The sequence below is a fragment of the Nocardia sp. NPDC058518 genome, from assembly GCF_042719655.1.
In the GTDB taxonomy this organism is placed as follows: Bacteria; Actinomycetota; Actinomycetes; order Mycobacteriales; family Mycobacteriaceae; genus Nocardia.
On sequence record NZ_JBHXNJ010000022.1, the window covers coordinates 4417 to 23856 of the forward strand.

Annotated in this window: 22 protein-coding genes; 9 read left to right on the forward strand and 13 right to left on the reverse strand. The window is 65.6% G+C overall.

Going from position 1 to position 19440, the window contains the following annotated elements; genetic code table 11:
- Window positions 1-99 precede the first annotated feature (99 nt).
- Both ACFWPX_RS29615 and ACFWPX_RS29620 read right to left on the reverse strand, forming a co-directional pair.
- Window positions 100-507: a hypothetical protein gene (locus ACFWPX_RS29615; protein ID WP_378930910.1), complete on the reverse strand. Its 408-nt coding sequence runs from the start codon at window positions 505-507 to the stop codon at window positions 100-102.
- A gap of 15 nt (window positions 508-522) precedes the next feature.
- Entirely contained in the window at window positions 523-1152 is a 630-nt protein-coding gene (locus ACFWPX_RS29620) for an MspA family porin (RefSeq protein ID WP_378930913.1), read from the reverse strand.
- Window positions 1153-2381: 1229 nt separating this feature from the next.
- On the opposite strand from ACFWPX_RS29620, the gene ACFWPX_RS29625 reads away from it, so the two are divergent.
- The 3 genes from ACFWPX_RS29625 (at window position 2382) to ACFWPX_RS29635 (ending at window position 3997) form a co-directional block, all read left to right on the forward strand.
- Window positions 2382-2663 (forward strand): hypothetical protein, encoded by a 282-nt coding sequence (locus ACFWPX_RS29625; protein ID WP_378930915.1) that lies wholly within the window; start codon window positions 2382-2384, stop codon window positions 2661-2663.
- Window positions 2664-2754: 91 nt separating this feature from the next.
- Complete coding sequence (locus ACFWPX_RS29630; RefSeq protein ID WP_378930917.1) at window positions 2755-2982, forward strand: hypothetical protein; 228 nt, start codon at window positions 2755-2757, stop codon at window positions 2980-2982.
- Window positions 2983-3241: 259 nt separating this feature from the next.
- The gene (locus ACFWPX_RS29635) at window positions 3242-3997 is read left to right on the forward strand and encodes a hypothetical protein (protein ID WP_378930919.1); all 756 of its coding nucleotides are present in this window, start codon (window positions 3242-3244) and stop codon (window positions 3995-3997) included.
- A 516-nt stretch (window positions 3998-4513) separates the two neighbouring features.
- On the opposite strand, the gene ACFWPX_RS29640 is transcribed toward ACFWPX_RS29635, so the two are convergent.
- Entirely contained in the window at window positions 4514-5086 is a 573-nt protein-coding gene (locus tag ACFWPX_RS29640) for a GNAT family N-acetyltransferase (RefSeq protein ID WP_378930921.1), read from the reverse strand.
- Window positions 5083-6372, reverse strand: coding sequence for a hypothetical protein (locus ACFWPX_RS29645; RefSeq protein ID WP_378930924.1), 1290 nt, complete (start codon window positions 6370-6372; stop codon window positions 5083-5085). Before ACFWPX_RS29645 ends, ACFWPX_RS29640 begins: the two co-directional genes overlap by 4 nt.
- 209 nt (window positions 6373-6581) lie before the next feature.
- Here ACFWPX_RS29645 and ACFWPX_RS29650 point away from each other — a divergent pair, with 209 nt between their 5' ends.
- The 6 genes from ACFWPX_RS29650 (at window position 6582) to ACFWPX_RS29675 (ending at window position 10275) form a co-directional block, all read left to right on the forward strand.
- A complete protein-coding gene (locus tag ACFWPX_RS29650; protein WP_378930926.1) occupies window positions 6582-6767 on the forward strand; it encodes a hypothetical protein in 186 nt (61 codons plus the stop codon).
- A gap of 10 nt (window positions 6768-6777) precedes the next feature.
- Window positions 6778-7266 carry a DNA-directed RNA polymerase subunit beta gene (locus tag ACFWPX_RS29655; RefSeq protein WP_378930928.1) on the forward strand — a complete coding sequence of 163 codons (489 nt, stop codon included), beginning with the start codon at window positions 6778-6780 and terminating at the stop codon, window positions 7264-7266.
- Window positions 7267-7271: 5 nt separating this feature from the next.
- On the forward strand, window positions 7272-7718 hold the full coding sequence (locus ACFWPX_RS29660; RefSeq protein WP_378930930.1) for a DUF4254 domain-containing protein: 447 nt from the start codon (window positions 7272-7274) through the stop codon (window positions 7716-7718).
- Window positions 7718-8260, forward strand: a complete 543-nt coding sequence (locus ACFWPX_RS29665; RefSeq protein WP_378930932.1) for a hypothetical protein — start codon at window positions 7718-7720, stop codon at window positions 8258-8260. Before ACFWPX_RS29660 ends, ACFWPX_RS29665 begins: the two co-directional genes overlap by 1 nt.
- A gap of 402 nt (window positions 8261-8662) precedes the next feature.
- The gene (locus ACFWPX_RS29670) at window positions 8663-9259 is read left to right on the forward strand and encodes a histidine phosphatase family protein (protein WP_378930934.1); all 597 of its coding nucleotides are present in this window, start codon (window positions 8663-8665) and stop codon (window positions 9257-9259) included.
- 230 nt (window positions 9260-9489) lie between these two features.
- A complete protein-coding gene (locus tag ACFWPX_RS29675) occupies window positions 9490-10275 on the forward strand; it encodes an SAM-dependent methyltransferase (RefSeq protein WP_378930935.1) in 786 nt (261 codons plus the stop codon).
- Between the two features lie 342 nt (window positions 10276-10617).
- Here the strand turns inward: ACFWPX_RS29675 and ACFWPX_RS29680 are convergent, their stop codons facing one another.
- Genes ACFWPX_RS29680 through ACFWPX_RS29720 form a run of 9 tightly spaced genes read right to left on the reverse strand, consistent with a single transcriptional unit; the run spans window position 10618 to window position 19440 of the window.
- Window positions 10618-11478, reverse strand: coding sequence for a class I SAM-dependent methyltransferase (locus ACFWPX_RS29680; protein ID WP_378930938.1), 861 nt, complete (start codon window positions 11476-11478; stop codon window positions 10618-10620).
- A gap of 56 nt (window positions 11479-11534) precedes the next feature.
- The gene (locus tag ACFWPX_RS29685; protein WP_378930940.1) at window positions 11535-12659 is read right to left on the reverse strand and encodes a radical SAM protein; all 1125 of its coding nucleotides are present in this window, start codon (window positions 12657-12659) and stop codon (window positions 11535-11537) included.
- 17 nt (window positions 12660-12676) lie between these two features.
- Entirely contained in the window at window positions 12677-13636 is a 960-nt protein-coding gene (locus ACFWPX_RS29690) for a radical SAM protein (protein WP_378930942.1), read from the reverse strand.
- Complete coding sequence (locus tag ACFWPX_RS29695; RefSeq protein WP_378930944.1) at window positions 13633-14451, reverse strand: class I SAM-dependent methyltransferase; 819 nt, start codon at window positions 14449-14451, stop codon at window positions 13633-13635. Before ACFWPX_RS29695 ends, ACFWPX_RS29690 begins: the two co-directional genes overlap by 4 nt.
- Window positions 14452-16578 carry a phosphoketolase gene (locus ACFWPX_RS29700; protein ID WP_378930946.1) on the reverse strand — a complete coding sequence of 709 codons (2127 nt, stop codon included), beginning with the start codon at window positions 16576-16578 and terminating at the stop codon, window positions 14452-14454. It abuts the gene before it with no gap.
- Window positions 16575-17042, reverse strand: a complete 468-nt coding sequence (locus ACFWPX_RS29705) for a hypothetical protein (protein ID WP_378930948.1) — start codon at window positions 17040-17042, stop codon at window positions 16575-16577. Before ACFWPX_RS29705 ends, ACFWPX_RS29700 begins: the two co-directional genes overlap by 4 nt.
- Entirely contained in the window at window positions 17032-17658 is a 627-nt protein-coding gene (locus tag ACFWPX_RS29710; RefSeq protein WP_378930950.1) for a GGDEF domain-containing protein, read from the reverse strand. The genes ACFWPX_RS29705 and ACFWPX_RS29710 overlap by 11 nt, the downstream gene beginning before the upstream one ends.
- Window positions 17655-18320, reverse strand: coding sequence for an HAD family hydrolase (locus ACFWPX_RS29715; protein ID WP_378930952.1), 666 nt, complete (start codon window positions 18318-18320; stop codon window positions 17655-17657). The genes ACFWPX_RS29710 and ACFWPX_RS29715 overlap by 4 nt, the downstream gene beginning before the upstream one ends.
- Window positions 18307-19440, reverse strand: a complete 1134-nt coding sequence (locus tag ACFWPX_RS29720) for an enolase C-terminal domain-like protein (protein ID WP_378930954.1) — start codon at window positions 19438-19440, stop codon at window positions 18307-18309. The genes ACFWPX_RS29715 and ACFWPX_RS29720 overlap by 14 nt, the downstream gene beginning before the upstream one ends.

Genomic DNA, 19440 nt, shown 5'->3' on the forward strand with positions numbered 1-19440 from the left:
GGGGGGGGGGCGGTCGCGCGGTCCGCGGGGCCCGCCCCCCCCACACACCACGGCGCGGGCCCCCCGCGCGCGGGGCCGCCCCAACTCTGCGTTGAGGTGTTACTGGGGTGCGGGCGCCCAGTCAGCGCCGGGAGCGTTCGGGTTACCGGGCTGGCGACCGAGCTCGGGTAACTCCTGACCGGGGGTCGGCTTGCTTTTCTTCTTGGTGGTCGACGACTCGGTGGAAGTCGGCGCCTTCGGTGTGGTCGGAGCCTCCTGTACCGCGGTCGACGACGGTTCGGGAGGTGTCGACGGCGATCCGGTCGGCGTCGTCCCACCACCACCGGTGCCGGGGTTGGTCGGCACCGTGATGCTCGGCGCCGTCGGGAGGTCTTTGCCCTGGCTGGGGCCCGGTTCGGGCTGGATGTTCAGCTCGCTCGGTGCTGCCTGGACGGTCGCGATGGCCATACCGGAGAGCACTGCGAAGGTGGCCGCGAGCAAACCTAGTTTGGATCTTCGGTTCTTCATCGGGCTGACTTCTTCCTAGATCGCGAACAGGTCGCCGTAGATCTCCTTGGTGGACTTCCCGGCCTTGCTATCGATCGTCAGTACAGCGTAGGACCGAACCTGAGCAGGGCCAAGGCACCCATCGATGTTGACGTTCACGCCGCTGATCTCGGCGAAGGAGTGCGTCGAGGCGAGGGTCTTCTCCTGCATCGAGTAGGCCTTGATCTCACCCGGGCTCGCTGACATGCCGATGGTCGGTCCGATGTTTCCGCCCAATCCGGCGGTGGGGCCGATCGTGTTGATACCGACCGAGGGGCCCAATGTCATTGCGGCGCTAGCGGTCACGGAGTTCAGGTTGGCGAAGCAGCCGATGATGTAGCCGACGCGCATCACTGCTGATTTGAGTTCGGTCTCGCCTGCGCCGGTCACATCGACAACGCCGCGAACGGTCGCCTGACCTTGGCGGCTCGTGCCTGCCATGTTCTGCGGTGCGAGCTTGTTCCAGCTCTCGTTTTCGAGTCGGATGGTGACGTCCCAACCGTCACCTGTGGTGAAATTTTCGCTCTTCGGAGCGAAATTCACGACTTCGGCGTGGGCAGTGCCCGACATCCCCAGGCAAATGGCAGCAACCATGGTTGAACCCGCCATCGCGGACTTCAGTTTCATCAATCTCCCCGTCATTGATAACCCCCACAGCGAGGTTATAAAACTCTCTCGTGTCCCTCGATCACGCTCGCGAGTAGTCCGACAATGAATTCCGTCTACTTGCGGTCAAGAGTCTAACCACATGCTTTCTTCAAGCGTTAGCCGACGCCGCGCACCTCACATTTCCGCAGGTCATACGCCCATATCGACTCCCAGATGGGACGTGAGGGCACAATAGGTTACCTAGCTGGATCCACTCTCAAACATATTGCCCAAATTGTCCGGATAGTTCCGTTCTGCCGGTCCCGCGGCGAGCGGCCTACGCCGCAGGGCGAGGCATCCGAAAACGGCGTGGCGGCACGATCTTTCGATAGACGGCTCTATGGACGGTGGGGTGCACACGCCGACAGCAACCATCGCTTGACCCCGTTTCCGCCTGCGCTACACTCTCGACGGGGATGACCGGGTCGAGATTGCGATGGGCCCGGCTGGACTCATCAGAGGGGGTTGCCGATATCATATTTGCCCAGTGGGGCCAAACCGTGATACCGATGTTTTTAGGGCCCCGGCTGAAGACCTTTGAAAGTACCCGTTAAGAACGTGGAAAGGTCTGCACGGTTCAGTTCGAGTCGTGCACGATGGGTGGGCATGAGGAGCATTTATAGTCGGAACTGAGGGGGATATGAAGAGCAAATTCGTACAGCTTCTGTTCGGTGTCGGCAACGTTGCTGGCGCTTTAGTTCTCATGGTCGATGTTTGGGCGATGCCTGTCGTATCGTCACCTGTCGCAGGGTGGGCAGATCCGGCCTGCGCATCGATCACCAGCTCGGACGCGGATGCTGGGCTGAGATGCGATTTGTCGGCACCTTCCCCGTGGCCGCCGCTTGTGGATATGCCCCCTGTTGAGACAGATCCAGGGTAGGGCGTTTCCACGGCGACAGACTCCTCCATTTCCGCTGGAGGAAGCCTGAAAGTCCTGCGGGATTACGGCGAGCAACGGGCTGGCCGTAATACCCCAAAGCGTTAGAATAACTCAAGATTTCAATAACTCAAGAACGCCGCATTTGTTGTATTGACGTGGCCATTTCTGAAGCTGTTAAACATTTGTTAAGGGGGAGAGAATATCTTTGCGATTCAATTCGAGTCGAGAAAGAGCTATGGGATGAAGTGCCCCTCACAAGAACATCCAGCTCTTGTAGTCCCGACTCTTCCCCGATATTAGAGGGCCCAACAAAGAGAGAAGAGTGCGCGTGAAGAAGATCGCAGCCACGATTTTCATTGGCATCGGCCTCATCACCGGAGTCGGCGCTGGTGTGGCCTCGGCTCAGGACATGAGCCAGGACCCCGGCCAGTCTGCGAACCAGGTTCCGGCGGGATACGGCAGCTGGCAGGACTACTACAACGACTGCCACGTCACCAACACCTGCCAGATTGCACCCATGCACAACCCGCAGGACGGATCGGTTCCGGAGCCGTGGCTCTGGGACGACCACATTCAGCCGACTGATCCCTCCGGGATCATTCCGAACTAGGCATTAGCTGCTGGAAATTAACCGTCGGATAGCAGCCGCAATACGCATGCGCAATACGCATGAGGGAATCAGGAAAGAGAAGGAGATCATCATGAAGAAGTTCGCAGCCGCGATCCTGCTCGGCGCCGCGCTTGCGGGCGGTATGGCGACCGTGACCGCCGGTAACGCCTTGGCCGTCGAGGGTGGCTGGGAAGGCGAGCCCTTCCCGGAGCAGGGCCTGAACCCCCAGCTCGAAGACTGGGATGCCCAGCAGGAACAGCAGATGCCGGCTGACCCGTGCATCAGCCCTGCTGGTGTCAATGTCTGCACCACCTACTGAGTTTGAAATAAGAGATAGACCGTCAGGCGATATCAGCTCGCCTGACGGTCTATTTTTATACGGAATTCCTGTGCGGACGAGCGGACAATTCCGCGCGTATTCGGTTCCGGCGCGGGATATTTCGTTACCATACCCGTCTCGCCCGAGGTCCCTTGATCCTCATTGACGTTCTGAATGTCTCTGCGTTGGCCCGCCTTGTCGGGTAAGACGCCAGTAGGTCGCGGCTGTTGGATGCCGACCGATGTGGGATACTTCGAACATGCGTTCGACTGGACTGGGCACTGGGTCGACGGGGACGGACCTCGCCGCGTTGCCGCTCGACCAGCGGCTCGCCCGTCTGCGTCAGCAGATGGACGCTATCCCCGCGCGTGCGGGATCTTCGGCCCGGACACCGGTACCTGGCCACGACATCCTTCCTATCGAGGGGCCGCTCGGCGCGCTACTTCCCGATCATGGTCTGGCGCGCGGCACGATGGTCACTTGCCCGCGGGGGGCTGTCCTGTGCGGGCTTCTCGCGGGGGCGACCGCGTCTGGTCGGCATGCCGCGGTTCTTACCGATCCGACCGAGCCTCAGATCGGGTTGCTTGCCGCCTGGGAGATGGGCGCTGTGCTCGAGCGCCTGGCGGTGATCTCGACCCCGGATGAGCGCGCCGCGGAGGTGGCGGGAGTTCTGGCCGATGGCGTCGATGTGATCGTGTTTGATCTGCCCCGGGCCCATATTCGACCGGCTGACTTCGAAAAGCTGCGGGGTCGGCTGCGCGCCAAAGGTGCGATCCTTGTCGCTACCCGCGCCGATTGGGCCAGACAGGCGCACCTTGACCTGCGTATCCAACGGCGTCCGACCTATGGGCTGGGGCGCGGCCGCGGCAGAGTCAGCAAGATCGACCTCGACATCGATGTCCTCGCCGGCGGCCGCTGCGTTCGACGAGGGCGAGTCGTGCTGCGCGGACATGGCGGTCGGACCCGCTGGAATCATCCCGACATCGCACCTCTGACACTGGCTCACACCGGATGACGCGCTCACTCAGCAATCACGAGATGATGAGGTGGCTGTCGAGGCCACTGTCGGTAGAAGTCGACCCATGTGCGGTGATCGTGCTGCCCAAGCAGTGGCCTCGAGCGAACAAGCGTGCAATCGGGGTCTCTGCTGGTGGTCTCGATTTGCGGTTGGATCAGGGCTGGCTCCCGGCCACCTTGCACCGGTGGCTGCGCGTCCGCCTCGGATTTTGGATCGGCGAGGTAGAGGTGGCGTACACGAGTTCCAACGGCACGATCGCGGTGCCGTTGCGCCAGTGGGTCAGTCAGGAAGCTATCAGGCTTCCCAATGGAGATGGACGAGCCGCCGAAGCCTTGGGGGGGAGGTAGGCTTCGGCGGCTCGATGATGGCGTAGATGGCATGGGGACGCCACCTACGCGTTCGGACCGATGGGGGGAGATCGGCCCTCGCAGGCCACATTACGCCTCAGCAAATGCGAAGCATTCCTATCTGGAACGATGCGCACGCGGTTCGACGGTTGATCTGGCCGTAGCTCTACCGGCCAAGTTTGAACATCAGAACATCGAATGTCGGCGCATCTGGCCAGTCCGGCGTCAATGTTCCAGCTCGCGCCCAGCCCCACTTCCTGTACGCGGTGTACGCGGCGGGATTCTCGGGGTCGACGAGCAGGGTCGCACGTTCTTCGGACCGCGCGTTCAGGAGCTCGTCGTGGAGAGAGTGCGCGAGGCCCTGGCCGGTGTATTCCGGGTCGACCATGATCTCGCTGAGCGCGAAGGTCCTTTGTCCAGACTCGTCGATGAATGCGGTGTGGTCGGTGTCTGGGTCATCGAGGTGAAGTCCGCGCCACCACGCCGAGTTTGGTCCAAGTGGCCATCCCCAGGTCTGGCCGACGACGGTGTTATCGACCGTGACGGTGACCAGTTCGAATCTGCTCGCTCGGTCCGGCGCGGTGTAGGCGTCGAAACGCGTCATGAACGCTTCCGGCGATTCGAACGGGTCGTCGGCTGCGATCGCGGCGCTGTAGGCGCGCCGGTACACATCTTCGACTAGGTCGCGATGTGCGCGGGCTTCAGCTGCGTCGTAGCGGCGGAAGATCCTGTCGGTCATGCGGAAAGCGCCTTCTTGTCGGGCTTGTCGAGCTTGTTGTATCGGTCGATGAAGCCATCGCCCGCGCCGGCGATTTGGCGGATTGGCGCCAGCACTCGCAGTGTTCGGGGCGACCTGATTGCGGGGCGGCCCGAGCCGGAGCCTTCCATCGCCAGCAGGACCGGTTCAGCGGCTTCGAGTGCCCCTTGTAGGTCGCCGACCGCGGCGCGGGTGTTGGCGTGCCACGCGGCGGCATTGGCGGTGTTGCGGCGGCCTTGGCCTTGCAGGGCTGTCTCGTAGAGATTCAGTGCGGCACGGTGGTCGCCGAGGTCGGAGTAGGCGCGGGCTTCATGCCCTGCGAGCTCGGCAGGATCGACAAACCGCAACCAGCGCGGGCAATGGGTGATCAGCTCGGTGTTGAGTGCGGCGTCGAGGGCTCGATGCGCATCATCCATGGCGATGCGGAATCCATCGGCGTCGCCGATTCGGGCGTGCGCCTGGGCAGCTCGCACACGGATGAGTGCGTGGATGCGGCCTGGCCGCCAACCCCCGGCGAGGTGTTCGGCGCGTGCAATATTCTGCAGCGCGAGATACGGGTTGCCGCCGCGGCCTTCTCTCGACAGCGTGATTTCCTGGGTGGCTCTGTTGCACAGGGTGTGAACGGTGAGCTCGTCGTCGCCGGACCTGCTCGCTAGGTCCATTGCAGCGGAATAGCATTCGCGCGCCAGATCCTGGTCGTCAGCGTCGTAGGCCAGAAACCCGGTGATGGTGGCGAGGTTGCCGACCGCGCTCGCCGCCGCTGTACCGGTGATCGGGTCGCATATCGCAACATCGAGCTGCTGGCGGGCTACTGCCAGCGCGATGCGTGCCTCGTCGACGAGGAAGGCGCCGCCTTCACGTTGGTCGCGTTGCTCGATTGCCTCGGTGTAGTCGACCAGCGCACGGACATCGTCGAATCCAATTCGCTGCCCCGACACCGAAGCCTGTGCCGTGGCGGAGTCGACCACTAGCGTCGCGCCGACGATCGCCGCCGTGCCGAAGCCGAATTGCCTGCGGTTCACCTCATCCTCGATTCCCGGTGCCAGACACATGCGTGCCAGTTGGGTGGGGGTCAGCATTTCGAGAGCAGTATCGAGCGCTCTGGCGCTTTCGCCCCGTACCGGTCTCTCCAATGTGGCGCTGCGCTCCCACTTGGTGACGGCGTCGACGGTGAATCCCAGTCGCTTGGCGAACTCGACCTTTTCTTCCCGCAGCGCGTACTCGCGCAGCGCAAACACGTGTGCTGCTGTCCATTTGCTGACGATCATTCTCGCCCCTTGTCTGCAGCTGCAACCAGTTGTGGGAAACCGTACGGGTTTCGTACAGGTTCTGTACAGGTTCCGTCGGTCGTTTCCGCTGGGATCATCCGCGCGCATCGGACACGCTGAGAAATACGTTCTCGCCCAACGCGACCCACCGGATTCACCTCGAGAATACGCGGCCTCGGGCGACGGAGAAACCCAGTTCAGGAGCCGACATGGTGCACATCGATCCGGCCACACCGCCGTCGACGAAACGCGCATGGGACTGCCGTGAGGATCCCGGCGAATTCGCCTGTCCCGCCGACGTGGCCGCGGTCGACCGTGTGCACGGCGGGCACGGTCCGGACTGTCTTCCCGCGATCGCCGCGTATGCGTACGTGAGCGATGGCACCGATTACTGAGGGGCCCGCGATGTTCACCGATTCCACGCCCGCCGCCACCGTTCTTCCGGTCACCAACAGCGAAACGCTGCAGGCCCGGTGTTCGTACTACCGCTCGTGCGGTATCGACGCGATCGTGCGCCCGGACGTGCGCCGAATCTTCGTCCTCGCCAACTCGCGCCTCGGCGCGGTGATCTTGCCCTCGCAGCTGGCCCCACAGGTCCGTAGAAAGCTGAGTGAGAGCGGCCTTGCGTTCGGCCCGACAGGGTCGCATCCACGGTCGGGCCGCTGGACGGTCATGGTCCGGCCCGACATCGACGAAACCACGGCCACCTACGCGGGGCTGTTCCGCCGTTACGTATCGGTCGTGCGTGGCGGTGGCGAGATCGCTCTGCCGACCCCGAAGGGTGAGCGCGAAGTCGATCGGCATTGGATCAGCTCGCCGACGGATCTCCTGCCGCCCGGATCCGCTGTCGTGCACGCGATCAAGCTGTGCGCCGAACTCTCACCGCGGCGGTAATCGGCATGACCACCGTGCTCATGAACACGCCGAACGATTTGCCCAACTGGCACCAGCTCAACGCGGCGCTGTTCTGTGGGCCCGCGGCCGCAGGTGAGCATCCGATCGCCCAATTGGCTTGTGCCCTGGCGAAACTGCATCGCAAGCGCTGGACAATCTACCGCCCCATGGTGGCGGCCCAGCGACGCCGGGGCCTGGTCGACGCGATCGATGGATGGATCGTGAACAACCTCGGTACCGCCACGCACTCAGTGCCGCTGTCGGTCGGTGCGCTCGTCGACGAGATGACCCGCGCCGGAGCACGCGCACGGAAGCTGCTGGCAACGACCGACCCGGCGGGCGACGCGGTGCATGCCGCGTGGACTGCCTGCGCTGCCCTGGCCGATCAGTGGACCGACCTGATCACCCACATCCCTATCCGATACGAGCTTTCGACCGCGGGGGCGCATTGATGACCAGACCTGACGTTCACCCGATCCTGCCGAGTGTCACCACCGTGCTGACAGTCCTGATCAACCCGGACGATCTGATACCGCACCGGCGACCTGAGCTGGTCACCGCCTTGCGAGAACTTCACGCCCATCATCGGCTGCACCGCAGTGCTGCCGCCGATCTGGCCATCGAAGGGCTTCCGTCGGCGGCGGTATCGGAGGCTGCCGAATTAGCGTGCGTAGCTGCGTCCGACATCGAGCACACCGTGTACGCGATCGACTGCGAGGTCGCACGGCGGCTCAGGGCCAGATCCGTGGTCCCCCAGGCGACAGCGCCCCGGCATTCGGAGTCGGTCGGGGCGGTGCTCTCGCGCGTGGTTGGACTGTGGATCGAAGTAGATGATCACCGCGACGGCACCGAGCATCTGCCCGCGGCGCCGCAGCTGTTTGAACTTCTCGACGCCTACACCCACCTCAGTGTCGAGCTCGCGCTCGGCGCCCGCCAGCTCCCCACACCTCGCCGACCACTGCCGTGTCGCTCGGAAGCGGACGGCGCGCGGTGATCAACACGCAGAAGCGAGTGGCACCGCGGACCAATCCGGCGCCGAAACTGCCCGGTGAGCCGCCGAGACACCGTGCCCGGCCCGTGCGAAGGCAGCCCCGTAAGTTGTTTCCCGACGACTTCCGGGGCCACCCACACCTTCCGATCCGCTTCCCGCGAATGCGACTTTCACAGACCACCTGAATACCTCGGACCACCCGGCGACCCCCGAGCCGCGCCGGTCCGAGGGTGGGGAAATGCCCCCGGAGGCCGCCAACTTCCCGGCCTCCGGGGGCACCACCCCCAACTCACATGACCACACCTGGTGGAACTCTCCCGGAAGTGAGCTCGGGCAGACACCAAAATCACCAGCATCGCCTACCGATGACCATGCAAACGCCCTGAGCGTGCAGAGGAACTGAGGATGACAATGACGATCCAGGCTGATGACCTCGGGAAGACGGTCAGCACGCGACTGAGTTTCGTCCGGCACGCCCACTCGAACTCGAATGTGGCTCAGCAGATCCGGGGCGAGAACACCTGCACCGGGTTGACCGAGCTGGGCCATCAGCAAGCCGACTGTCTGGCCCGACGGATCGAGCTCGATCACTACGACGACCCGATCACACAGATCTATTCGCCCCTCCTGGCACGGGCCATGCAGACCGCCGAGCCCGTGGCACAGATACTCGGGCTAGAGATCCGGCACATCCCTTCGTGGCGGTACGCCAATTACGGAGCGGCCGAGGGGCGCAGCTGGCGCGAGGTGTTCGATGAGTTCTGCGGCGCGCATCCCGCGCTGCACCCGGACCGTCCGATCGCCGAAGGCGCTGAGCCGATGACAGCGTTTCACGCCTCGATACGCACCGCGATCGTGAGCTCGTCCGACGGCACCCCGGCGAACACATCCTCGCGTTCGGGTCCACGGAAAACCTCATGGCCGTCCACGAGGTCATGCTGGGGCTACCGACTGACTCCCGGGGCCGATCGAAGCTGGCGATCGACCACACCGCCATCATGACCTGGGATCTGGTGCCCGCCCCGTGGTCACCCGCCAGTCAGCGCGCAGTCCTGGTGCGGCACAACGACTCCGGACACCTCCCGGCAACACAGCGGCACAGCCGAATCCGCGCGATCCCCATTACGGGATCCTGAGCGCGATCACACCTCCTGGGGCGGGACGACTCGACCACGTCCGCACGCTCCTGACCGACTGAAACCTGTTGAACGCCTACGAATGAAGGATGGCAAGTGCCACATCCCCACCCGGCACGGGTTCACAATGCGTTGCTCGGCGGCAAGGACAGCCACGAACCGGACCGCCTTCTCGCCGAAACCATGCCGAAACGGCTCCGGGTCGCCGTACACGAATCACGCCGATTCGCGGTCCGCGCGGTCGAACACCTCGTCACCGAGCACCAGGTCACCCAGATCGTCGACCTCGGTTGCGGGCTCCCGTGGGCCCCCGATATCGGTGACGTCGCCACCGGAGCCAACGAAAACGCCCGCACGCTCTACATCGACAACGACCGGTTCGTAGCTACTTACGCCCGCGCGCTGCTGGTCACGCCGAACGCCAGCTTCGCCGAAGCCGACCTGACCGACACCGCCGCGGTCCTCGACCACATCGCCGCGGTGATGGACATGTCCGCACCGATGGCGGTGTGCCTGTCCGGAACCGCCGAACTATTGGCGGAGGCGCCTGCGGTCCTGGCGGATCTGACTCGTGGGCTACCGGCCGGATCCTGGCTCGTGCTCAGCCACATCACCGGCGATCTCGACAACCATGCCATCGCTCGGGCCGCCGAAGACCTGTGCCTGGCCGGGATCGGCTACTACCCGCGTAGCGAAGAGTGCATCCGATCGATGCTCGCCCCGTATACGCTCCTGGAACCCGGTCTGGTCGGCGTGCACTGGTGGCGGCCCGAAATTGACCACCACCACGTCAACGACACCGGCGTGACGCTGCACCCGGTGCCCGACATTGTCAGCGCTTACGCGGCCGTCGGCCAGCTCGAAAAGGCGCAGCAGTGCTGAACAGGACTCAAGATAGCGCTCGGCGGTGCGCACATCCAGTTGGCACCACTCCCAGTGGGACCGAATCCCCGGCGCAGCGCAAACCGCGGTACAGCCACTCCCCGAACAGGACACTGAGTCGGACGGGCATGGGTATCACAGTTCTGACTACGAAGATCCAGGTGGTGCCCGTTTCTCCCCGGATGACGTCGATTCGGCGCGGTCGATCATCCGTGTGCCGTATCCACTCGGCTCCGATCGCGGCCCTGATCTCCCCGGCTCGACGGACTCGTTCACGACAGATTTCTACGGGCCGCTCCCGGTCGTTAGTCGAAGATACGTCCTGGTCCGGTGGCCGAGCACTCATCGGGCATTGGGTTTGCGGCCGAGGATGTAGTAGTGCGCGATCGACTCCTGTAGCTGTCTGGACGGCTCGCACTCGAGAAGTTGCGCTCGAAGGTCCTTCTCAAATTCTTCAGCGACAGCGGGGTTCTGACGAATCGAGGCGGTGTAGGAGGTCGACCACAAGAATCCGAGGAACTCGTCCGCCGTCCAAGCGTGTGGTGTCGGGAACCGGTACTCGGTGACGTCGAGGAACCCGGCCTCCCGCAGGATCTCTTCGTGGGTGCGCCGAGGAGGGGCGCTGCTGTCAGCCGTCGCTGTCGCCGGACTCGCAGGGCGTCCCGGTTCGCCGGACCATCGGGCCACGACGTCGACGGCGATGGCCTGCCACGACTCGGTTCCACTCCACGGTGTACTGCTGCCCACAATCGCCAGAAAACCGCCCGGATCCAGCCACTGACCGGCACGTTCGGCGATCATCGGTCGGTCGAGGCGATGGAAGGCGTTGCCGATCGTGACCAGCTGTGCCGGGTCGGTGACCACCAAATCCTCGGCTCTGCCGACGCTCCAGTCGATATTGGTCGCGTCGACTTCGATGGCTTTGCGGCGGCCGACCTCGACCATGTCGGGTTCGAGGTCAACAGCCTGGACGTGGGCGAACCGGTCGTGCAGTGGAATCGCGATTTCGCCTGTGCCGCAGGCAAGGTCGATGAGGAGGCCGCCCTGACCCGTACGAGCGAGTAGGTCCTCGAACAGGCGCTCAGGGTAAGCCGGGCGATACCGGCTGTAGTACTCCGCCGTCCCGCGAAACAGATCCTCGCGGTAGCCGGGCTGCAGAGGCCAGCTCGGCGGAGTCGACGCAGACGACGAGGTCTCGGTCATGTTGTCATCATTCCTTACCCTCGTGATCGGATGAACGTCTCGTTCGCAGGCTGTGGTCAGGGAACAAGGTCGGGACGGTCGAATTGGCGCCGGTAGGCGCTGAACCCTTCGCCGCAGACTCGCGAGCACACCTTGAGCTTTCCTCCTGCGACGGAATCGGCGCTCCAGCTGTTTTCCACGGCCGTGAAGAAGTTGCTGGTCAGGATGTCGTCGAGTGGGTGTTCGGCGGCGTCGAGGGTGTCGGGCCCGCCGGTGTCGGTGAGCAGGTCGTGGACCTGTCGGTCGGTGGCGGCGTGTTTGCCGTAGAGCTCGGGCAGGGTGGCTTGGACGTAGAGCCAGCAGCACGGGTAGACGTGCCCAGTGGCGGCGAGGAAGATCGCGCTCGAATCCAGGGCGAGGCATCGAACGGCGCAGGTGTCGAAGAACTCGTCGAAGTATTCGGCGCGGGCCTCGATGCTGCGTGCCCAGAGCACGACCTCGTTGACGAGGCGCTCGTCAGCGGGCGGCCGCAGTTCGCCGACCACTTCGCCGGTGCGGTCGTAGATCGGGACGGTGCCGATGCCGTCGCCGGGGCGTAGTTCGGGTGCGGGTTCGTAGAGCGGGCGCAGGAAGCGGGCGGTCTTTTTGACCTGGAACTCGGCGAAGCCGAGGTCGGTGGCGTGGGCGCGGGCGGCGTCGATCTCGTGTTCGTTGTGGGCGAAGGCGATGTAGTCCCACTGGGCGCGACCACCGGCGTCAATGAAGGCTGTGGCGTTGCGCAGGGCTTTGTCGGTGTCGACCTTGCGCCTGTACACCTCGTTGGTGGTCAGCCCGTCGATAGCGAAAATTGTGGTGATGTCGGGGATTTTGGCCAGCTGTGCCCACCACTTCGGGGTGCGCAGGCCGCCGTTGGAGTAGATCCTGATCCGGGTTGCGGGGCTGGTGGCTTGGATGTGGCGGCAGATGTCGAGCAGTTCGGGGGCGATGGCCGGGTCACCGTAGGCGCCGCAGATGTCGACCACCTCGAGCTTGGCCAGGACGTCTTCGGGCATGCAGGTGCGGAATTGGTTCAGCGTCATCGAGGTCTCGGTGAGGCCGGGGGCGGTGGCGCCGAAGAGGTTACGTGCGCACATCGGGCATTCGGCGTTGCAGCGAGTGGAGACTTCGAGGTGGAGTTGGCGCAGGTCGGAGACGGTGTACATGCTGGTCACCTCGGTTGTCAGTGGTGGGCGGCAGTCGGGGCTGCCTTGGTGGCTTTGATGCCGGCGATGCAGTTGCAGGACGTGGCCGAGCAGGTGACGCCTGCGGTGGGCAGGCGCAGGTTAGTGTCGAAGATCGATCCGACGGGCCCGCCTTCGCGGCACGACGCCGGCCAGATCTCGTCGAATCGGATGAACAGCGATTCGGCGCCGACGTCGCAGGTCCAGCCGGGCCAGCTGTTGGCGCCGGTGTCGATGATCTGCGACGGCGTCATGACCTGGTGTGTGCCGTCGAGGTATTCGATGTCGAGATCGCCTTTCAACAGGGCGAATTCCCGAGATCCGGGCTGGTCGACCTCGGTGGCGAGCCCGTCGGTGAGCGCGACGTGCTGGGCGGGGCTGTAGTCGGCCGGGCGGGCCCAGCCGTCGAGGAACATGATCTTGCGGTGCACCGGCGCGTTGCCGTCGGCCTGGATGGTCGCGGCGAGACTCATCGTGGTGTCGAAGGCGGTGGGGTCGATCACGATGTTCACATCGACGCTGGTCGTTGCGGCGATGGTGTCGACGACGGCGCGGAAGTGTTCGGGTTCGGCGCGTTCGTGGTGGTAGCTGAGCAGCACATGGTCGAACGTCGGTGCATGGGTGTTCCACCAGGCCAAGGGCCGTGTGCCGTTGGACAGAATCGCGACATCGATGCCATAGGCACGCAGATCTGCGGCCATGCGTGGCAGGTGCGGCCAGAGCGTGATCTCGCCGCCGCTGAGCAGGAAGGTGATGTCGTGGCCGCGGTAGTGCTCGACGACGGTACCGACGAACCGGTGGACAGAGTCGTAGTCGGGCCAACGAACGCGGTTGTCGTGCAGGTAGATCGGGCAATAGTGGCAGGCGTAGTTGCAGACGCTGCTCATGATCCATTCGACGACGACACGACCTGTGTCGGCGGCCTCGGCGGGGGTGATCCGGAGCGGGATGCGGGTCATGACCCTCCGTTCGGTCGGGTGGCGATGATCAGCTCGGTGGTGAGGTGTTCGGTGAGCACCGCATCTATGCCGCACTGGTCGACCAGTGCGGCCCGCAAGTCGGATTCGAATGCGGCGCGGGCACTTTCGTCGCTGAATTGGGCGGGGGTGCTGTAGGAGAAGGAGAACTGGAGTCCGACTACGGAGTCGATGTCGCGGTCCTTGTCCCATGTCCAGGTAAGGGTGTCGATCTCGAAGAACGGCGAGGTGGCCAGGACTTCGGTGTGGGTGAGGTCGGGGTGGGTGTAGGTGGTGGTGCCCGCGCGGCGCTGCGGGCCCAGATGGGCGGTGCGCACCTCGGTGACGACGTCGTGCCAGGGCGGTGGTGTGGCGGTGGCCGGCGCTCCGCCGCTGGCCAACACGACCGCCCCGTGTGCGGTGAGACGGTGGTCGAGGTCGGCGAGCAGGGCGGTGCGCTCGGTCCAGTGGAAGCTGGCGCCCATGGTGACCAGGTCCAGTTCGGGAAGGTCGAGGTCGTCGAGTCGGTAGGAGTCGCCCTCACACCAGCTGATGTTGTTGATCGCCGCGGCGGTGGCGAGCTCGGCGCCTTCGGCGAGCATCTGCGGGTCGGGATCCACGGCGAACACGCGGGCGACCAGCGGTGCCACGGGTATTGCGATCTGGCCGGTGCCGCACCCGAGGTCGAGCACCTGTTGGGTGCCGTCGAGACCGAACCGTTCACGCAGCGTGGTGAACATCGCCGCCGGGTAGCCGGGCCGGAAGCGGGCGTAGTACGGGGCAGCTCCGGCGAACAGTCCCTGGGGGTCGTAGGACATTCAGTGGACTCCTTCCTGGATCGGGGTGCGGTGGGCCGCGGAGTGGTCGACCAGGGCGAGTCCGGCCTCACGTAGTGCTGCCGCGGATATTGCGGTGTGGTCGAGTAGTTCGTCGGCGGTCATCGGCACGGGTGGGTTGGTCCATCCGCGCACGGTGACGGTGCGCGGTGCGCCGCGTTCGCCGAGCAGTGCATGAACCGGCGCGGGGTGGCAGGTGGCGGCGAACAGAATCGGCACCCCGGGAGGAAACAGCCGGTCGAAGTCGGCGGCGGGGATCGCCGCGGAGCGGCGGCCGGGGGCACCGAGGCTGGTCAGGTCGTGGATGTGCACGTAGCGCACTCGCAGGTGTGCGGCCAATACTGTTGCAGCACTACTGAGTTCGCGGGCAGCAAGGTCACCGATCGACACCACCATCAGCTCCGGGTCCGGGTCGTAGGCGATATGCGCCCAGACCGCATACCCGTTGCGCAGTTCCTCGTCGACGGTGGTGAGCGGATGGGCAGGCATCGGGTGTTTGGAGGCGATGATCAGGCTGGCGCGGCCGAGCTTGCGTACGGCGAAGGTGAGCGCGGCCGCGGTGCGGGCGGCGTCGGCGGGCAGGTAGACGTGGACGGCTGGGTCGGCGGTGCCGATCGCGATGTCGATGAGGCCGGGGTTGGCGTGGGTGATGGTGTTGTGCCAGCCGAGGCTGGTCAGCAGGTAGACCAGGCTCGGGGTCGGGGGGCGTCCGGCGGCTGCGGCAAGCCTGTGGGCGAGCAGCTGCTGGGCCAGTAGCGATGCGGTGATCGGGGCGAATGCCTCGTAGCTGATGACGAGGGCGCGTCGTCCGGTGGACTGGTAGCCCTGTGCCCAGGCGTGGCACAGCTCTTCGTTGAGCACTTCGGTCGTCCAGCCGGAATCAGCGGCCGAGGTCAGCTCGATCCTGTTGGAACTCAGCTCATCCGGACTGAAAACCCGCAGTCCATAGACCGCGTTCAGCTGCCGCAGGGTGCGGGTGAGCGCATCACCGAAGCTCAGTCCGGCGACCTGGTCGGCGACAGCGTTCGCCGCCGCCAGGCAGCCACGAGGTGCGGCGAGCTCGACACGGGCGCGATCGGCAGGCGCGAGAACACTGCGGATCGTCTCCACGGGGGCACCATCTAGGAACAGCTCGTCTGGGCGGTAGGTGGCGAGCCAGCGGCTCAGCGCGGTGAATTCCGCAGCGTTCTCGCGTGGGTTGCGCAGAGGGACTTTGTGGACGCGGGATGTGCGGGCGAGCTGTTGTCCGGCAACGATGTTCGGTACGCCGTGGCCTTTGTCGATGGTGATGACAAGGACAGTTGATGGGCCGTGTTGCGCCGGTTCGAGCCCACCCAGTGCGCGGGCCATCGCGTCGACGATCTCGACGGTGCTCGGGCCGGCGGTGATCACCCGATAGCCCAGGCCTCCCAGGTGTTGTGCGAGATCGTGTGGGTCGAGGCCGGACAGCAGTGACGCCGAGCCCATGCGCAGGCCGTTCGCGAGGATGACCGGGAGTACGCGGCCGTGGGTGCCGGTGCCGATCAAGGCGCGCGCTCCCAGCCAGGCTGCTGCGGTGGCGCCGGTTTCGCATTCGCCGTCGCCGATCAGCGCTACCGAGAGCCGGTTCGGGGCGTCCAACCCCATGCCGTGGGCGATCGCGAGGGCGGGACCGAGCTGGCCTCCGAGGTGGTCGTGGCCGGGGATGAGCGGGGTGATCTCGCCGCCGAAGCGGGTGCGCGGGAACTGTGCGCACAGTCTCCGCAGGTCGTGTTCGGTGTGACCGATTCCGTCGGCACCGGTGGCGAGGGCGCCGGTGATCCAGGCCTGAGCCAGCGCGGACGGACCGGCATGACCGCCCCCGTGGACAACCCGTACGTCGATGCCGGGCATACGCCGATACGGGCCGAGCGCGGCGAGGACGGCGTTGACCGGTGGGCACACTCCCCAGTGCCCGGCCGGGTCCGCTTTGACGTGCTGCGATTCCAGCGGCGCCGTCAGGGTGATGTTGTCGCGCAGGTACAGCTGGGTCAGGCACAGGTAATCCAGTGCGCGCCGCGCCGCATCGATCTCCTCAGCAGTCGCCGAATCTGCGGCAGCCCTCACACGCTGCGTCCAGGTGTCAGTCATAGCCGGGCCTTTCGTGCGGCGGCGGCCTGGCCAATCGCGCGCACGACCACGGTGATGCGGTCCGCGCGCACCGCCGCGTCACCGGCTTCGATGATCATCTCCAGCATCTGAGTCAGTTCGGGCCCGGTGATGTGGGCCAGGTCGAGATCCGCTGCGGTCAGGGCGCGATCCAGATCAGCGGGGACACGATGGTTACGGCGGTCCGGCAACGGACGAAGTCGCAGCCTCACCAGTCCGCTGGTCTGTCGTGCCGCCCAGGGCGGCAGACGCAACGCGGCGCGGCCGTCGAGGTTGAACACCACTCGCGAACAGCCGGTTGTGCCATGGTCGTCCTCGACGCGGAAACGACGCCCGCGGTGGGGCCCGCGGGGTGCGGCGAAATCGAGCACGAGCACGGTGCGGCCGTGGAGTCGGCGAACGGCACCACCGGTGCTCACCGGGGTGGTGGGCAGATCAGGCAGCATCGCGCACCGCCTGGGCGAGATCGACGGTGACGACCGCGCCGGCGGGGCCGCGGGCGGCGCGTCGGGAGGCTTTGGCCGCGAACAGAGCACGGTCGACGGCGGCGAGTAGGAACTTCGCGCGTACCGCCGGGTCCTTGCTCGGCCACACCAAACCTGGCCCGACCACGGTCGAGGCAAACGACACCGTGCACGGCAGTGCGTCACGGCAGCGATCACGCAGGTCGGTGACCGAGTCGGTGAACCCTCGCTCTGTGATGCCAGTAGCCACGATAATCACCTCGTCGCCGCCGAAGGTCGACACACAGCCAGCGGGAAGCTCGGTGTCTGCGAACCACTCTCGGCACACGGCCCCCAGCTCGGTCATCAGCGCGTTTCCGGCGAGGTGGCCAAAGCTGTCGGGGTCGGTGGCGTTGGTGTGCTCGACGTGGATCTTGAGGTCATCGACGTCACCGATGGCCAGGCCGAACAGGGTGTGCTCGGCGGCCGCGCTGTCCAGGGCATCGACGACAGCGCGCGGGTAGAGGTCGGGGAAGGCCACCAGGCCCGTGATCGGGTCGGACCGGGCGCCGGTCAGCCACCCTGCTTTGCATGGCAGCTCATCGAGAATGTTGTTCACGGACAAGGCCTTTCAGTCAGCAGAGGTGCCAGTTCAGTGAGCGCGCCGATGCGCGGAACCTCGGGGTGGGACGATGCTGTGGCGTCGCGGACGAGGTGGATCGCCGACCAGCCCGCGGCCAACGCACCGTCGATGTCGAAGCGGGCGCTATCACCGACATTGATCAGCTGGTGCGGCGACAGGCCCATCGCCGACTCGACGGCGTGGAACGCCGCGGGGTCTGGTTTGCACGCGCCGATCTGCCAGCTGTGCAGGACTACTTCGGCGAGGGCGAAGTACGGCGGGGTCGGGATGTGGGTGTCGGGGTCGGGTCCGATCGCATTCGACAACAGGCAGATTCGGAATCCGGTCGCCGCGAGGTGCTCGAGCGTGGTGATCGCGTCGGGATACAACGGTGGGTCGGCCATGTCGGCGACCCGCAGACGCAGTCGAGCGGCCACCGCGTCGGTGGCGTCGGGTCGGGCGCATTCGGCGGCGAGGATGCGGGCTAGTTCCTGGGTTGGTGCGCGTCGGGTCTTGGCGTGTTCGATCAGCAGGTCACGAACGTGCTCTACCGGCGCACCGAACAGGTCGGCGAGTTCGGTGGCCAGGACACCGCGCGGCATGCGAACCAGGACCCCACCGATATCGAAGCAGATCGCACGGACCTCACGCTGCCGCATCGGTTTCTCCTTCCTCGAAGCGATACCCGCTGGTCAACCCAGCGACCGTGCGGGCTTCGAGCTCACCTGCGACGGGAACCAGTGGCTCGAGCTGATGGTCTTGGCGCAACGGTTCCAGCGTCAGGTGGTACTCGATCGCCGCGACAGCATCAGCGGGCGCGCTCGCAGCCAGGGCCAACGCCACCGCCAAACCGGACCCGTGCGGCAGGCTGCGAATGCCCCGTAGCGCCGCCAGTTCCACCATCGACAGAGCGTGAGCGAGCCCACCACACCACGTCGGGTCCGGCTGCCAGATCTGGACATCGCCACCGAGACTGCCCAGCTGGTCGACCGGGTCATAGTCGTGTTCACCTGCGGCTCGGGCCAGGCCGTGGCGCGCCAGATCGGTGTCCGATAGCGCGCCCGGTTCCTCGACCCAGCACACCCCGACCTCGGCCAGCACCGGCAGCATTCGGCGGGCGTAGTCGGCCGACCATCGGCCGCCGACGTCCACACAGATCCGGGCTTCATCGCCGACTGCGTCGCGGATCCGTTGCAGCCGCACGGCATCGGTGCGGGGAGTCTCACCGCGCACCGCGCCCGGCAGCCCCCATTTCTGGGCCCAGAAACCCTCGCCGGCCAGCCAGCACGCGATATCGGGTGCCAGCGGGTGGTCGATGTCGATGCCCAACGCGGTGGCGTACACCGGTACCCGGGCACGGCGCTCACCCCCGAGCAGCACACCGACCGCGACATTCGCGAGGTTGCTGCGCAGATCCCACGCCGCCAGCTCGACAGCCGACACCGCGAGCCGAACATGGCCGCCGTGTCGGTGCCGTCCCTGCGGGATCAGCGACGCCATCGCGCGCCAGGCATCGACGTCGCGGCCGATGACGGCGGGCGCGACTTGATCGAGGGCCAGCACGGCGACACCGGCCGACACCGGCCCGAACCAGCCCGTCGCGCCGGTGTTGTCGACGACGCCGATCGCCATGCGGGTCAGGTTTTCCGGCCACGGCTGGGCCGCCGGGCGGCACCGCGCTGGGCCAGCCCAGTCGGGCAGCACATCGGCCGCGGGCGCGGCGTCGGGCAGCGCGGGCAGCATCCGGGTGATCACGGCGGTGATCGTGTGGGTGCCCAT

Bases quoted from the DNA above. Each gene is read 5' to 3' on its own strand.
- ACFWPX_RS29615 (WP_378930910.1), bottom strand. From the start codon at position 507: ATGAAGAACCGAAGATCCAAACTAGGTTTGCTCGCGGCCACCTTCGCA.
- ACFWPX_RS29620 (WP_378930913.1), bottom strand. From the start codon at position 1,152: ATGAAACTGAAGTCCGCGATGGCGGGTTCAACCATGGTTGCTGCCATT.
- ACFWPX_RS29630 (WP_378930917.1), top strand. From the start codon at position 2,755: ATGAAGAAGTTCGCAGCCGCGATCCTGCTCGGCGCCGCGCTTGCGGGC.
- ACFWPX_RS29635 (WP_378930919.1), top strand. From the start codon at position 3,242: ATGCGTTCGACTGGACTGGGCACTGGGTCGACGGGGACGGACCTCGCC.
- ACFWPX_RS29640 (WP_378930921.1), bottom strand. From the start codon at position 5,086: ATGACCGACAGGATCTTCCGCCGCTACGACGCAGCTGAAGCCCGCGCA.
- ACFWPX_RS29645 (WP_378930924.1), bottom strand. From the start codon at position 6,372: ATGATCGTCAGCAAATGGACAGCAGCACACGTGTTTGCGCTGCGCGAG.
- ACFWPX_RS29650 (WP_378930926.1), top strand. From the start codon at position 6,582: ATGGTGCACATCGATCCGGCCACACCGCCGTCGACGAAACGCGCATGG.
- ACFWPX_RS29655 (WP_378930928.1), top strand. From the start codon at position 6,778: ATGTTCACCGATTCCACGCCCGCCGCCACCGTTCTTCCGGTCACCAAC.
- ACFWPX_RS29660 (WP_378930930.1), top strand. From the start codon at position 7,272: ATGACCACCGTGCTCATGAACACGCCGAACGATTTGCCCAACTGGCAC.
- ACFWPX_RS29665 (WP_378930932.1), top strand. From the start codon at position 7,718: ATGACCAGACCTGACGTTCACCCGATCCTGCCGAGTGTCACCACCGTG.
- ACFWPX_RS29670 (WP_378930934.1), top strand. From the start codon at position 8,663: ATGACAATGACGATCCAGGCTGATGACCTCGGGAAGACGGTCAGCACG.
- ACFWPX_RS29680 (WP_378930938.1), bottom strand. From the start codon at position 11,478: ATGACCGAGACCTCGTCGTCTGCGTCGACTCCGCCGAGCTGGCCTCTG.
- ACFWPX_RS29685 (WP_378930940.1), bottom strand. From the start codon at position 12,659: ATGTACACCGTCTCCGACCTGCGCCAACTCCACCTCGAAGTCTCCACT.
- ACFWPX_RS29690 (WP_378930942.1), bottom strand. From the start codon at position 13,636: ATGACCCGCATCCCGCTCCGGATCACCCCCGCCGAGGCCGCCGACACA.
- ACFWPX_RS29695 (WP_378930944.1), bottom strand. From the start codon at position 14,451: ATGTCCTACGACCCCCAGGGACTGTTCGCCGGAGCTGCCCCGTACTAC.
- ACFWPX_RS29700 (WP_378930946.1), bottom strand. From the start codon at position 16,578: ATGACTGACACCTGGACGCAGCGTGTGAGGGCTGCCGCAGATTCGGCG.
- ACFWPX_RS29705 (WP_378930948.1), bottom strand. From the start codon at position 17,042: ATGCTGCCTGATCTGCCCACCACCCCGGTGAGCACCGGTGGTGCCGTT.
- ACFWPX_RS29715 (WP_378930952.1), bottom strand. From the start codon at position 18,320: ATGCGGCAGCGTGAGGTCCGTGCGATCTGCTTCGATATCGGTGGGGTC.
- ACFWPX_RS29720 (WP_378930954.1), bottom strand. From the start codon at position 19,440: ATGGGCACCCACACGATCACCGCCGTGATCACCCGGATGCTGCCCGCG.